At 62.7% G+C, this 14,097-nt stretch carries 12 protein-coding genes; 5 read left to right on the top strand and 7 right to left on the bottom strand.

The window, feature by feature from the left end:
- Positions 1 to 300 precede the first annotated feature (300 nt).
- Positions 301 to 2,049, top strand: coding sequence for a bifunctional diguanylate cyclase/phosphodiesterase (locus CFII68_RS11625; RefSeq protein WP_018608636.1), 1,749 nt, complete (start codon positions 301 to 303; stop codon positions 2,047 to 2,049).
- Here CFII68_RS11625 and CFII68_RS11630 read toward each other — a convergent pair.
- On the bottom strand, positions 1,995 to 2,765 hold the full coding sequence (locus CFII68_RS11630) for an ABC transporter substrate-binding protein (RefSeq protein ID WP_033062699.1): 771 nt from the start codon (positions 2,763 to 2,765) through the stop codon (positions 1,995 to 1,997). The genes CFII68_RS11625 and CFII68_RS11630 overlap by 55 nt on opposite strands.
- A gap of 143 nt (positions 2,766 to 2,908) precedes the next feature.
- On the opposite strand from CFII68_RS11630, the gene dnaX reads away from it, so the two are divergent.
- From dnaX to recR, 4 genes are all read left to right on the top strand, one after another.
- Positions 2,909 to 4,984: a DNA polymerase III subunit gamma/tau gene (gene dnaX / locus CFII68_RS11635; RefSeq protein ID WP_033062697.1), complete on the top strand. Its 2,076-nt coding sequence runs from the start codon at positions 2,909 to 2,911 to the stop codon at positions 4,982 to 4,984.
- A 64-nt stretch (positions 4,985 to 5,048) separates the two neighbouring features.
- On the top strand, positions 5,049 to 5,387 hold the full coding sequence (locus tag CFII68_RS11640; protein ID WP_003183512.1) for a YbaB/EbfC family nucleoid-associated protein: 339 nt from the start codon (positions 5,049 to 5,051) through the stop codon (positions 5,385 to 5,387).
- A 292-nt stretch (positions 5,388 to 5,679) separates the two neighbouring features.
- The gene (locus tag CFII68_RS11645) at positions 5,680 to 6,708 is read left to right on the top strand and encodes an NADP-dependent oxidoreductase (protein WP_018608628.1); all 1,029 of its coding nucleotides are present in this window, start codon (positions 5,680 to 5,682) and stop codon (positions 6,706 to 6,708) included.
- A gap of 66 nt (positions 6,709 to 6,774) precedes the next feature.
- A complete protein-coding gene (gene recR, locus CFII68_RS11650) occupies positions 6,775 to 7,377 on the top strand; it encodes a recombination mediator RecR (RefSeq protein WP_003199585.1) in 603 nt (200 codons plus the stop codon).
- Between the two features lie 129 nt (positions 7,378 to 7,506).
- Here the strand turns inward: recR and CFII68_RS11655 are convergent, their stop codons facing one another.
- The 6 genes from CFII68_RS11655 to CFII68_RS11680 all read right to left on the bottom strand — a co-directional run bounded on the left by CFII68_RS11655 (position 7,507) and on the right by CFII68_RS11680 (position 14,014).
- Positions 7,507 to 8,055 (bottom strand): adenine phosphoribosyltransferase, encoded by a 549-nt coding sequence (locus tag CFII68_RS11655; protein WP_003199587.1) that lies wholly within the window; start codon positions 8,053 to 8,055, stop codon positions 7,507 to 7,509.
- Positions 8,056 to 8,131: 76 nt separating this feature from the next.
- Positions 8,132 to 8,866, bottom strand: coding sequence for a fumarate/nitrate reduction transcriptional regulator Fnr (gene fnr / locus CFII68_RS11660; RefSeq protein WP_018608622.1), 735 nt, complete (start codon positions 8,864 to 8,866; stop codon positions 8,132 to 8,134).
- A gap of 94 nt (positions 8,867 to 8,960) precedes the next feature.
- The gene (gene hemN / locus CFII68_RS11665) at positions 8,961 to 10,343 is read right to left on the bottom strand and encodes an oxygen-independent coproporphyrinogen III oxidase (RefSeq protein ID WP_018608620.1); all 1,383 of its coding nucleotides are present in this window, start codon (positions 10,341 to 10,343) and stop codon (positions 8,961 to 8,963) included.
- Between the two features lie 301 nt (positions 10,344 to 10,644).
- Positions 10,645 to 11,328, bottom strand: coding sequence for a sulfite exporter TauE/SafE family protein (locus CFII68_RS11670; RefSeq protein ID WP_018608618.1), 684 nt, complete (start codon positions 11,326 to 11,328; stop codon positions 10,645 to 10,647).
- Positions 11,321 to 11,539 carry a cbb3-type cytochrome oxidase assembly protein CcoS gene (gene ccoS, locus CFII68_RS11675; RefSeq protein WP_018608616.1) on the bottom strand — a complete coding sequence of 73 codons (219 nt, stop codon included), beginning with the start codon at positions 11,537 to 11,539 and terminating at the stop codon, positions 11,321 to 11,323. Before ccoS ends, CFII68_RS11670 begins: the two co-directional genes overlap by 8 nt.
- Before the next feature lie 24 nt (positions 11,540 to 11,563).
- The gene (locus tag CFII68_RS11680) at positions 11,564 to 14,014 is read right to left on the bottom strand and encodes a heavy metal translocating P-type ATPase (RefSeq protein WP_018608614.1); all 2,451 of its coding nucleotides are present in this window, start codon (positions 14,012 to 14,014) and stop codon (positions 11,564 to 11,566) included.
- Positions 14,015 to 14,097 lie beyond the last annotated feature (83 nt).

Raw genomic sequence — 14,097 nt, 5'->3', positions numbered from 1 at the left:
ATTTTCGCATTAGGCAACCGCGTGATCCATCACCTTACTTTGCAAAGTGTGATGTGTTTCGTAGAATCGGCCTTTGGCACGGGTATTTGGTGACCTGCTTCAGAAGCCGGGGTGTGTACAGAGACCAGGCCTTGCGTTTCTTGCCGCGATACAAGGCAAGGGCTGAAGCCCTCCCTTGGCACCACCAGGGCCCGCGCTCCAGCTGTTCTCAAAGTGTTTGAGCCTAGTTGATTTTCGCCTGTCTTGGAGGCGGTGCAACCGCGCGCGACAAATGAGCCTGACTCATGGATGACTGCTTCGATGGATAAGAAGTACCGCAGAGCCGTTGACGCCGCCGCGATTTTTTCCGAAACCGATCTGAGCGGGCGCATCACCTACGTCAACGATCAATTTTGCAGCCTTTTTGGTTACCGGCGCGATGAGTTGCTGGGCGTGAACCATCGCCTGCTCAATTCCGGCCAGCACCCTGAAGAGTTCTTCAGCGACATGTGGCGCACCATTGCCGTGGGCCAGGTCTGGAAAGGGGAAATCTGCAACCGGGCCAAGGACGGTACGCTGCACTGGGTCGACACCACCCTGGTGCCGGTGATCGATGACGAAACAGGGCATATCGAACGCTACCTGGCGATTCGCTTCGACGTCAGCGAAAAGCGTCGCCTGCTGCATTCGCTGCAATGGCGGGTCGGTCACGATGTGCTGACCGGGCTGCCCAACCGCACTTATCTCTCCGATCTGCTGGACCAGGCCCTGGAGTTTTCCCGTGCGGAAAACTTGCCCCTGGCAGTGTGCATGCTCGACCTCGATGGCTTCAAGGCCGTCAACGACGGTTATGGCCATGCCAGCGGTGATCGGCTGTTGGTGGAGGTCGCCAGGCGCCTGCGCAGCATTGTGCGTGGCGAGGACGTGGTGGCGCGACTGGGCGGGGACGAGTTCGTGCTGGTGCTGCGCCATGTGCGTGGGATGGATGAGTTGCATGCCGCGTTGAACCGGGTGTTGATCGCTGTTTCCATGCCGTATGGCATTGACGGCAAGGACATCAAGGTCTTCGCCAGCATTGGCGTCACATTGTTTCCGTGGGACAACGAAGACGCCGAGACCTTGTTGCGCCACGCCGACCAGGCGATGTACGTGGCCAAGCAAAGCGGGCGCAATCGTTTCCATTTGTTCGATGTGTCCCGGGACAAGGAAGTGCGAGCCACTTACCAGACCGTCGAGCGGGTCCGCCAGGCGCTTGCCGGCAATGAGTTGCGGCTGCATTTCCAGCCCAAGGTCAACATGCGTCATGGCGCCGTGGTTGGCCTGGAGGCGCTGCTGCGCTGGAAGCATCCGCAACGTGGCCTGGTGCCGCCTCGGGAGTTCCTGCCGCTGGTGGAAGAGACCGACCTGATCGTCGAGATCGGCGAGTGGGTCATGGAAAAGGTATTGACCCAGTTGCAGCAATGGCAGCAAGCGGGGCAGGGCTGGCCGGTGAGTATCAATATCTCGGCGCGGCATTTTCAGCGGGCGGATTTTGTCGAGCGGCTGCGACAGGTGTTGGAAAGGCATCCGGCGGTACCGCCACGCCTGTTGGATCTGCAGATTGTCGAATCCGTCGCGGTGGAAAACCTTGCCCACGTCAGCGCCTGCCTCCAGGCCTGCCAGGCCTTGGGCGTGGGGTTTTCGCTGGGTGGTTTCGGCACGGGCTACTGCTCGCTCAACGACCTCAAGCACCTGCGCACGCAAACCATCAAGATCGACAAGGCCTTTGTCCGCGACATTCTCCATGATCGCGACGACCTGGCACTGACCGAAGCGGTGATCGGCCTGGCCCGGGCGTTTGGCCGCGAGGTGGTCGCCGAGGGGTTGGACAGCCTGGAGCACGGCCAACTGCTGCTGCGCCTGGGCTGTGAGGTGGCACAAGGTTATTTCATCGCCCGGCCCATGCCGCCCGAACAGATACCCGGCTGGGTGCAGGGGTTCATCCCGCCGTTGCAATGGCAGCAGCGGCCGGGCGATCAGGGGGAGGGTGCCTCGCTCCTGGCCTGGGATGCGTCACTGCGGCCAGTGTAAAGCTGGATGATCGCGTCGATCTCCCCTGACGTTTTCATGTTCAGCAAGGTCCTCAGGATGCGTTGTGCTGGAATGTTCGGATCGTTGCGCACATAACAGCTCAACTGCTGTTCCTGAAGCACTGCCACTGCATGGAGTTGTCGATCCGCAGTGTGGCGTTGATTGAACCAGTCCAGTGCCCATTGGTTGCTGACCGCATAGCTATAGCGGCCTGCGAGCAGTTTCGCCAGCACTTGCTCCTGGCTGCGAGCATCGTCTCGGTGCAGTTGGCCGCTGTTGAACAAGGGTTGCAAGGTGGGGTAGGTATAGCTGAGCACCGTACCTATGGCCTGGTGCGCCAGCGTTGCCGGTGTTACTGCCGCAGGTGTGCTTGCCGTGGCGACGAGCAGGTCGCGCTGGAAAAACAACGGGATGCTCCACAGGTAATCGCCACTGTCCTTTACCCAGTCGGGGCTGACATAGCAGCGTACGTCGATCTCGCCGTGTTTCATGGCGCCGTCCAGCCGGGCGCGGGACAGGACATGGAATTGCGCCGGCAGTCCCATCTGGGTCGCCAGGCTGGTCATTACATCGGGAAGGATGCCCTGGGTCGGGCGACCTCGTTCGATCTGCACCATGGGCATCGCCCAGCCGTCGGTAACGGCAAAACGCAAGGGTGCTTCCTCGGCAAAGCAACTGGTACCCAACAACAGCAAAGCCCCCATGGCTGAGCGCATAAACTCTCCTGACTGTACAAAACCGTGTCGACAACCGAGCTCGATTCCCAAGCTTAGTCAGATTAGACGAGCACACCGGATGCAATTTCGCCCCTGCTCCGCTAGCATTAGCCGCTTATGTTCCTTCGTTGCGACGGTTTTCGATGAGTTATCAGGTTCTTGCACGTAAATGGCGTCCGCGCTCGTTCCGCGAAATGGTCGGCCAGACCCATGTGCTCAAGGCTCTGATCAATGCCTTGGACAGCCAGCGGCTGCACCATGCCTATCTGTTCACTGGTACTCGTGGCGTGGGCAAGACCACCATCGCGCGGATCATCGCCAAGTGCCTGAACTGTGAAACCGGCATCACTTCGACGCCTTGCGGCGAGTGTTCGGTCTGCCGGGAGATCGACGAGGGCCGCTTCGTCGACCTGATCGAGATCGACGCTGCCAGTCGCACCAAGGTCGAAGACACCCGCGAATTGCTCGACAACGTGCAGTACGCGCCGAGCCGTGGGCGCTTCAAGGTCTACCTGATCGACGAAGTGCACATGCTCTCCAGCCATTCGTTCAATGCGCTGCTCAAGACCCTCGAGGAACCACCGCCCTACGTCAAGTTCATCCTGGCGACCACCGACCCGCAGAAACTTCCTGCAACGATTTTGTCGCGGTGCCTGCAGTTCTCCCTCAAGAACATGACGCCGGAACGGGTCGTCGAGCACCTGACGCATGTACTGGGCGTCGAGAACGTGCCCTTCGAGGACGATGCGCTGTGGCTGCTGGGCCGCGCCGCCGATGGTTCGATGCGCGACGCCATGAGCCTGACCGACCAGGCCATCGCGTTCGGTGAAGGCAAGGTCATGGCCGCCGACGTCCGGGCCATGCTTGGCACCCTCGATCATGGCCAGGTCTATGACGTCTTGCATGCGCTGATCGAAGGCGACGCGAAGGCGCTGCTCGAAGCGGTGCGTCACCTGGCCGAGCAGGGCCCTGACTGGAATGGCGTGCTCTCGGAAATTCTCAACGTGCTGCACCGGGTCGCCATCGCCCAGGCCTTGCCTGATGGCGTCGACAACGGTCATGGCGACCGTGATCGCGTATTGGCGCTGGCCCAGGCGCTGCCGGCCGAAGACGTGCAGTTTTATTACCAGATGGGCCTGATCGGCCGTCGCGACCTGCCCCTGGCACCGGATCCGCGCGGCGGCTTCGAAATGGTCCTGCTGCGAATGCTGGCGTTCCGGCCAGCCGATACGACGGACGTCCCGAGGCAAGCGCTAAAGCCAGTGGGGATCAGCCAGGCCACAGCTGATTCCGCCAAGCCAGTGGCTGCCGCGCCCGTCGTTGCGCCGGCAGTGGCTTCGGCTCCGGTAGCGCCGGCACCTGTGGCGGCACCGGCCCCGACACCTGTTGTCGCGGCCCCTGAGCCAGAACCTGAACCGGTCGTCGAGGCGCTGCCCGAACCGGTCGTCGAAGCCGTTGTCGATCTGCCCTGGAACGATCCGATCGAGCCCGAGGTTGTCCAGCAACCGGCCGTGGAGCCGGTCCTGGAGACCATCGCCGAGCAGCCCGAGTTGCCGCCGATGCCTTTGCCGACGCCTGACAGCGTGGTACTCGATGCACCGGAGTGGGTTGCCGCGCCGGTGCCCGAACCGACAGTGGCCGACGTCGATGTCGCCACGCCAGGCCTCGACCAGGACGACGAACCGCCGCTGGACGAGGATTACATCGAGCCAGACATGGATTCGGCCTACAGCTACCTGGACGACCTGGCCAGCGAGCACGCCGCTGAGCCGGCCCCGGAGCCCGAGCCGGAACCTGCGGCGATGCCAGCCACCGGCCTGGCCCTGCAATGGCTGGAACTGTTTCCTAAACTGCCGATCAGCGGCATGACCGGCAGCATCGCCGCCAACTGCACGCTGATTTCCGTGGAAGGCGACCACTGGCTGCTGCACCTGGACCCGGCCCACAGCGCACTGTTCAACGCGACCCAGCAACGTCGCCTCAACGATGCGCTGAACCAGTACCACCAGCGCCCCCTGACGCTGACCATGGAGCTGATCAAGCCCGAGCAGGAGACCCCGGCCCAAGCCGGGTCCCGCCGCCGTGCCGACCGTCAGCGCGAAGCCGAGGAGTCGATCCACAGTGATCCATTCATCCAGCAGATGATGCAACAGTTCGGCGCTGTGGTCCGTCACGATACTATCGAACCTGTCGAGGCCCCGGTCACCCAGGGCTCATAACTGAAGGCGCCGGGCCGAATGGGCCGGGCGCGTTGTTTATCCAAGTACTTTCGAGGTGATTCCCATGATGAAAGGTGGCATGGCCGGCCTGATGAAGCAGGCGCAGCAGATGCAGGAAAAAATGGCCAAGATGCAGGAAGAACTGGCCAACGCCGAAGTCACCGGCAAGTCCGGCGGCGACATGGTGACCGTGGTCATGACCGGTCGCCACGACATCAAGCGCGTCAGCATCGACCCAAGCGTGGTCGAAGGCCTGAGCGAAGACGACAAGGAAATGCTCGAAGCCCTGTTCGCCGCCGCCGTCAATGACGCGGTGCGCAAGATCGAAGCCAACAGCCAGGACAAGATGTCCGGCATGACGGCCGGCATGCAACTGCCGCCCGGCATGAAACTGCCGTTCTGATTCGCCATCCCGGTCGGGATGGGCTACACACAATGCCAGGCATCGCGCCTGGCATTGTTGTTTCTGTCGTAGGGGCGAGCGGTGACAGAAACCTTACCTGTGGGAGCAAGGCTCTGTGGGAGCAAGGCTTGCCCGCGATGCAGGCGCCTCGGTTTGTCGGAACTGCGCGCCATCGTTCATCGCGGGCAAGCCTTGCTCCCACAAGTGCCGGCTGAACAAACATCGAACGCCGCCCCTTCGGCAATGGTCTGCTTCCTATACGTGTCCGCTCAACGAACAAGGAGACGCATCCATGTCATCGATTTCCAGCCAGCGCATCCTCCTGGCCTCCCGCCCCCAAGGGGCGCCCACGCCGGAAAATTTTCGTCTTGAACACGTGACACTGCCGGATCTGGCGGAGGGACAAATTCTGCTCAAGACACTATTCCTGTCCCTGGACCCCTACATGCGCGGGCGAATGAGTGACGCGCCTTCCTACGCTGCTCCGGTAAAAATCGACGAGGTGATGACCGGCGGCGCCGTCAGCCGCGTGGAACGCTCGACGCACCCGAAATTCCAGGAGGGTGATCTGGTGGTGGGGGCCACCGGTTGGCAGAGCCACAGCATCAGCGACGGGCGCAACGTGATGCCCATCCCCTCGGGGCTGCCCAGCCCGTCGATGGCCCTGGGTGTGCTGGGCATGCCAGGCATGACCGCTTACATGGGGCTGATGGACATTGGCCAGCCCAAGGCCGGGGAGACCCTGGTGGTCGCAGCGGCCTCGGGTGCGGTGGGCTCGGTGGTCGGCCAGGTGGCGAAAATCAAGGGCCTGCGTGTCGTCGGCGTCGCGGGAGGCAGCGAGAAATGCAAGTACGTGGTCGACGAGCTGGGGTTTGACGCCTGTGTCGATCACAAGAGCGCACGTTTTGCCGAGGAGCTGGCGCAGGCTTGCGACAAGGGCATCGATATCTATTACGAAAACGTCGGTGGCAAGGTTTTCGATGCCGTCGTGCCGCTGCTCAACGCCAAGGCGCGGATCCCGCTCTGTGGCCTGATCGCTTCCTACAACGATCATCAAGCACCGAGCGGCCCGGATCGCTTGCCGCAGTTGCAGCGCACGTTGCTTAACAAGCGCGTGCGTATCCAGGGTTTTATCGTGTTTGATGACTACGGTGACCGTCAGCCGGAGTTCATCAGCGCCATGGCCCCTTGGGTGCGTGATGGCAAGGTCAAGTTCCGTGAGGACGTGGTCGATGGCCTTGAGAATGCGCCGCAGGCGTTTATCGGGTTGTTGGAAGGGCGCAACTTCGGCAAGTTGGTGGTGCGGGTCGCGCAGGATTGAGTATTTGACGCTAATCGGAGGCGCGGGTATAAACCGCGTCTCGTTGTTATGTCGGACATTTCCTCCATGAGCTTCAGCCCTTTGATTCGCCAACTGATCGATGCCCTGCGAACGTTGCCGGGTGTAGGTCAGAAAACTGCCCAGCGCATGGCGTTGCAATTGCTCGAGCGTGATCGCAGCGGCGGTTCACGCCTGGCCCAGGCCCTGAGCCAGGCCATGGAAGGCGTAGGGCATTGCCGTTTGTGCCGCACCCTCACTGAAGACGATCTCTGCCCACAATGTGCCGACCCGCGTCGGGACGACAGCCTGCTTTGCGTGGTGGAGGGGCCGATGGATGTGTACGCGGTGGAGCAGACCGGTTTTCGTGGCCGCTATTTCGTGCTCAAGGGCCACTTGTCACCGCTTGATGGCTTGGGGCCTGAAGCCATCGGCATTCCACAGTTGATCGCGCGGATCGAAGAAGCGGGTACTTTCACGGAAGTCATCCTTGCTACGAACCCGACGGTCGAAGGCGAAGCCACCGCCCATTACATCGCCCAACTGCTCAACAACAAAGGCCTGATCGCCTCACGCATCGCCCACGGCGTGCCGCTGGGTGGGGAGCTTGAGTTGGTGGATGGCGGGACACTGGCGCATTCGTTTGCGGGGCGCAAGCCGATCGCCTTGTAGCCGCCACCCAAAAACTGATGTGGGAGCGGGCTTGCTCGCGAAAGCGGTGTGCCAGTCAACATCATCGTTTACTGATACACCGCTTTCGCGAGCAAGCCCGCTCCCACAGGTTCGATTGCAGTTTCCCGATTATTTTTCGCTGAGCGAGAACTGCGTCAGGCAGAACGTCGGTATCCCCATGTCTTCCAGACGCTGGGAGCCGAGCAGCTCCGGCAAGTCGATGATCGCTGCGGCTTCGTGGACCTTGGCGCCCATGCGGCGGATCAGGTTGGCAGCGGCGATCAGCGTGCCGCCAGTGGCGATCAGGTCATCGAACATCACCACCGAATCACCCTCGCACAAGCTATCGGCGTGCACTTCAAGGAAGGCTTCGCCGTATTCGGTCTGGTAACCCTCGGCCAGCACATCGGCCGGCAGCTTGCCTTGCTTGCGGAACAGGATCAGCGGTTTGTTCAACTGATAGGCCAGGATCGAGCCGATCAGGAAACCCCGCGCATCCATCGCGCCGATATGCGTGAACTCGGCCTCGACATACCGGTGGGCGAAACTGTCCATGACCAGTCGCAGGGCAGTCGGGGATTGGAAGAGTGGGGTAATGTCGCGAAAGATCACGCCGGGCTTGGGGAAATCGATCACGGGGCGAATCAGGGATTTGATGTCGAAGGAGTCAAAGACCATCGTGGAAGTGTCCTGGCAGGGCTGCAAACGCGGCAGTATAGCGCGGCTGGGAACATCCCTCAGCCGCGCGCGGCCATCAGCCTTCGATCGAGCCGCCGGCCAGGGCGCAGAGCTGGATCGGGTCGAGAATGTGAATTTCCTTGCCTTCGGCGGCAATCAGCTCGTTCTGCTGGAAGCGGGTGAATACCCTGGACACGGTTTCCACCGCGAGGCCCAGGTAGTTGCCGATTTCGTTGCGCGACATGCTCAAGCGGAACTGGTTGGCCGAGAACCCGCGGGCGCGAAAGCGTGCCGAGAGGTTGACCAGGAACGTGGCGATACGCTCGTCGGCGGTTTTTTTCGAAAGCAGCAGCATCATTTGCTGATCGTCACGAATTTCCCGGCTCATGACCCGCATCAACTGGCGGCGCAGTTGCGGCAGCTGTATGGACAACTCGTCCAGGCGATCAAAGGGAATTTCGCACACCGAGGTGGTTTCCAGCGCCTGGGCCGAGACTGGATGGGACTCGGTGTCCATGCCGGACAGGCCCACCAGTTCGCTGGGCAGGTGGAAGCCGGTGAGCTGTTCTTCGCCGCCGTCGCTCAGGTTGAAGGTCTTCAAGGCGCCCGAGCGCACCGCATAGACCGAATCGAAGGTGTCGCCCTGGCGAAACAGGAATTCACCTTTTTTCAACGGACGGCCCCGTTTAACGATGTCGTCCAGCGCGTCCATGTCCTCCAGGTTCAGCGAAAGTGGCAGGCAGAGGGGGGCCAGGCTGCAATCCTTGCAATGGGCCTGGTTGTGGGCGCGCAGTTTGACTGGCTCGGACATTTCTTAAATCCTTGTGGGAAATCACGCATAAGGCGTAAGGGTACCCCAGAGCAGACAGTCCGGCCAGCGTGGTTTCGTCGTCAAATTGTCGCGCTCAGATGACTCGGGAGAAGCGTTGGCGATTGTGCAGGTCCAGATAGGCATCGAACACCATGCACACCGATCGCACCAGCAGGCGCCCGGCGGGCAATACCCGGATGTGGGTGTTATCCAACTCGATCAGCCCATCCGCGGCCATGGCCTGCAATTGCGGCCACTGCGGCGCGAAGTAACCGCGAAAATCGATGTTGAAGGTTTGCTCGATCTCGGCGAAGGGCAGGTGGAAATGACAGATCAACTGCTGGATCACCGCGCGCCGCAGCCGGTCGTCAGCGTTGCAGATCAGCCCGCGACTGGTCGCCAGTTGCCCGTCGGCGAGGGTGTTCTGGTAATGGTTCAGGTCACTGCTGTTCTGGCAGTACAAATCGCCGATCTGGCTGATGGCTGACACGCCAAGGCCGATCAGGTCGCAATGGCCATGGGTGGTGTAGCCCTGGAAGTTGCGCTGCAACGTAGCCTCTTCCTGGGCGATTGCCAGTTCGTCGTCGGGCAGGGCGAAGTGGTCCATGCCGACATAGCGGTAACCGGCGGCGGTCAGTTGTTCGATGGTGCCTTGCAGCATCGCCAGTTTCTGCTCCGGGTTCGGCAAGTCCTGGCTATTGATGCGCCGCTGGGGCATGAAGCGTTCCGGCAGGTGGGCGTAGTTGAACACCGAGAGCCGGTCCGGTTGCAGATGGATGACTTCCTGGACGGTGCGGGCGAAGTTTTCCGGGGTCTGCTTGGGCAGCCCGTAGATCAGGTCGATGTTGATCGAACGGAATTGCAAGGTCCGGGCGGCTTCGACCACGGCACGGGTTTCTTCCAGGCTTTGCAGGCGATTGACGGCTCGCTGCACCGCCGGGTCAAGGTCTTGCAGGCCGATACTGACCCGGTTGAAGCCCAGTTCGCGCAACAGGCCCATGGTCGACCAGTCGGCTTCCCTGGGGTCGATTTCGATGCCGTAGTCACCGGAATCGTCGTCCAGCAGGTTCAGGTGCTTGCGCAGCTTGGCCATCAGTTGGCGCAGTTCGTCGTGGCTGAGGAACGTCGGGGTGCCGCCGCCAAAGTGCAACTGTTCTACGCGCTGGGTGGGGTCCAGGTGGCAGCCGATCAACTGGATTTCCTGTTCCAGGCGCTGCAGATAGGCGTGGGCACGGCCGCGGTCCTTGGTGATGACCTTGTTGCAGGCGCAGTAGTAGCAGATGTTCGCGCAGAACGGTATGTGCACGTACAGCGACAACGGTCGCAGGGCCTTGCGGCTGTCGCGCAGGGCGTGGAGCAGGTCGAAGGTGCCCACCTGGCTGGCGAACTGCGCCGCAGTGGGATACGAGGTGTAGCGTGGTCCCGCCAGGTCGTAACGGCGGATGAGATCTGAGTCCCAACAAATGGTGTCGAGCATGCGGGCATTCCCCGGATAGACTGGCATGGGGCGAGTCTAGGGGCGCGTGGGCGTGGCCGTTTTGATTTGCGTCAACGGGCTCGCTGCGAAGGAAGGTGTGCATGGTTTTTGAGGACGACGCATGACCTGTGGGAGCCGAGCTTGCTCGCGATGACGGCGGCACATCCAACAGGGATGCCAGCTGAGCCACCGCTATCGCGAGCAAGCTTGGCTCCCACACTTGATCTAGGGCGCTCACAAATGTGGTGTTCACCACAAGTCTTCTGTGGGAGCGAGCTTGCTCGCGATGGGGGCGACTCGGTCAATGCCCCATGAGCCAATGCTGATGCGGCCCCGGCAGTGTCCATACCCCGAAAATAATCACCAACAAGCCACCGGCCATGCGCACGCTGCGTTTGCGCAGCAGGGCGGTGACGCGTTCGGCGGCCAGGCCGGTGGCGAGCAGTACCGGCCAGGTGCCCAGGCCGAAGGCGAGCATCAGCAACGCACTGTCCAGCGCATTGCCCTGGCTGGCGGACCAGAGCAGGGTGCTGTAGACCAGGCCGCACGGCAGCCAGCCCCATAGCGCGCCGAGCAGCAAGGCCCGGGGCAGGCTCGACACCGGCAGCAAACGGTTGGCGACGGGTTGGATGTGCCGCCACAAACCACGCCCCACGCTTTCGATGCGCGTCAGGCCGCTCCACCAGCCCGCCAGGTACAAGCCCATGGCAATCAACAGCAAGCCGGCCAGCACCCGCATGATCATCGCTGCCGGACTGTTGGACACGGCCCAGCCGGCCAGGCCGATCAGCAACCCGGCGGTGGCGTAGCTCAGGATCCGCCCCAGGTTGTACGCCAGCAGCAACCGAAAGCGCCGGCTGCGTTGTTCCTTTGGGATCGCCAGGGTCAGGGCGCCCATCAGGCCGCCGCACATGCCCAGGCAGTGGCCGCCACCGAGCAGGCCAAGGATAACCGCCGAAACCAGCAGTGGCGCCAGATCAAGCATGGGGCGGAGCCTTGTCGTCCGGCTTGTGGGCCTCGCCACTGGCTTCGTCCACCGCCGCCTTGTGGTTCGGGTCCTGGTCGTCGAACAGAATGCTGTGGGCCGGACCGTCGAGGTCGTCGTACTGGCCGCTGTCCACGGCCCAGAAGAAAATGTACACGGCGATGGCCACGATCAGTAGCGCGGCCGGGATCATCACGTAGAGAGCTGGCATGTCGGAACTCCATGCCCGCGCGGCTCAGGCCGGCAGCGGGCGGGTATCGGGCGTGGCGTCGAAAACCTGCGCCTTGGGCTGACGTGTCAGCCTCAGCGCATTCAACACCACGGTCAACGAACTGATGGACATGCCGACCGCCGCCCACACCGGCGTAATCCAGCCGAGGGCGGCGAACGGCAACATGAGGCCATTGTACAGCCCTGCCCACACCAGGTTCTCAATGATCACCCGGCGGGTGCGTCGGGCCAGGCTGAAGGCGTGGATCAGGGCGTCGAGGCGGTTGGACAGCAGCACGGCGTCGGCGCTGGTCTTGGCCAGGTCGGTGGCCGAGCCCATGGCGACACTGATGTCCGCCGCCGCCAGCACGGGCACGTCGTTCACCCCATCGCCGAGCATCAACACCTTGCGGCCCTGTTGGTGCAACTGCTGCAACACGGCCAGTTTGTCGTCCGGGCGCAGGCCGCCGCGAGCCTCATCGATGCCCAGCTCGGCGGCGACGCTGGCAACCATGGGTGAACTGTCCCCCGACAACAGCAGCGTCCGCCAGCCCCGTGCCTTGCAGGCCGCCAGCAGCGCCGGGGCATCGACGCGCAAGCGGTCATCGAGGACGAACCAGGCCAGCGGCCCGATCTCATCGCCCAGCAACAGCCATTGCCCGGCCTCATCCGGCATCACCGGCACCGTCGCGCCACTGAGTTCGCAGACAAAACCGGGTTGGCCGATGCGCAGGCGCTGTTCCGCCACGAGGCCTTCCAGCCCCAGCCCCGGGGTGCTGTGTACCTGCTCGGCGGCCAGTGGAGCGCGGCCGAAGGCGCGGGCGATAGGGTGTTCCGAGCGGTTTTCCAGGGCGGCGGCCAAGCCCAGGCATTGATCGCTGTCGAGGGCTGCCAATGGCCGAATGGCGCGCAACGCCAGGCGACCTTCGGTGAGGGTGCCGGTTTTGTCGAAAATCACCGTGTCGATCTGGTTCAGGCCTTCCAGCACATGGCCGCGCGTCAGCAGCAGGCCGAGCTTGTGCAAGGTGCCGGTAGCGGCGGTGAGGGCAGTTGGCGTGGCGAGGGACAGCGCGCAAGGGCAGGTGGCGACCAACATCGCCAGGACGATCCAGAAGGCCCGCGAGGCATCCAGTTGCCACCACAACAGGCCGATGGCCGCCGCCGCGACCAAGGAGAACAACAGGAACCATTGGGCAGCGCGATCGGCGATTTCCGCCAGTCGCGGCTTCTCGGCCTGGGCCCGTTCCAGCAGCCGGACGATGGCCGACAGCCGGGTGTCTTGCCCGAGCGCCAGCACCTCGACCGTCAAGGCGCCTTCGACGTTCAGCGTGCCGGCGGTGACCGCGTCGCCCACTTGCCGAGGTTGTGGCAGGTATTCGCCGGTCAGCAGCGATTCGTCGATGCTGGACTGGCCATCGAGAATCTTGCCATCGGCCGGCAGGACTGCCCCGGGGTGCACCAGCACCCGGTCACCGGTGCGCAATTCGCTGAGCAGGATGCGTTCACTCTGGCCGTTCTCCTCCAGGCGCAGGCACGAGGCCGGCAACAGATTGACCAGTTGGGCGGTGGCAGCAGCCGTGCGCTCCCGAGCCCGGCGTTCCAGGTAACGGCCGGCCAGCAGGAACAGGGCGAACATGCCTACGGCATCGAAGTACAACTCGCCAACGCCGGTAATCGACGTCCAGATCCCGGCGACGTAAGCGCCGCCGATGGCCAGGGAGACTGAAACGTCCATGGTCAGGTGACGAGTGCGCAGGTCGCGCATGGCGCCTTTGAAGAACGGCGCGCAGCTATAGAACACGATGGGCGTGGTGAGGAACAGGGCAACCCAACGCAGGATGGTGTGCATCTCCGGGCTCAGGTCGATGTTGAATTCCGGCCAGGTGGCCATGGTCGCCATCATCGCCTGGAACCACAACAGACCGGCCACACCCAATTGGCGCAGGGCCAGGCGGTTTTGTGCGGCGAGTTGTTCACAGGCCTGGTCGGCCTGGTACGGGTGCGCTACGTAGCCGATCTGGCGCAATTCGGCGAGCAGCGTGCTCAGCGGCAGTTGAGCGTCGGCCCAGCGTACATGCAGGCGATGATTGGACAGGTTCAATCGCGCTTCGGCCACGGCGGGCAGGCTGCGCAGCTGTTTTTCGATCAACCAGCCGCAGGCGGCGCAACTGATGCCTTCCATCAACAGGGTGGTTTCGGCCAGTTCACCTTCATGGCGGACGAATGATTGCTGCACGTCAGGGCGATCGTACAGCGCCAGTTCATCGGTCAACTGGACGGGCAGGGATTCGGGGTTGGCCGACGCTTCGCTGCGATGCTGGTAATAACTTTCCAGGCCGCCGGCGACAATGGCCTCGGCCACCGCCTGGCAGCCCGGGCAGCACAGCTCGCGGGTTTCACCGAGGACAACGGCGGTGAAGCGACTGCCGGGGGGGACGGGCAGGGCGCAGTGGTAGCAGGGCTGTGGAGTGGTCATGGGTATCGCATGAAGGCCTGGCATAGTGGGCTTGCAAGGAGGTACACGAACTGTAGGAGCTGCCGAAGGCTGCGATCTTTTGA

The sequence above is a fragment of the Pseudomonas sp. CFII68 genome, assembly GCF_000416195.1.
In the GTDB taxonomy this organism is placed as follows: Bacteria; Pseudomonadota; Gammaproteobacteria; order Pseudomonadales; family Pseudomonadaceae; genus Aquipseudomonas; species Aquipseudomonas kilonensis.
Note: the sequence above shows the minus strand (reverse complement) of the source record. Positions and strands in the feature narration are given on the sequence as shown.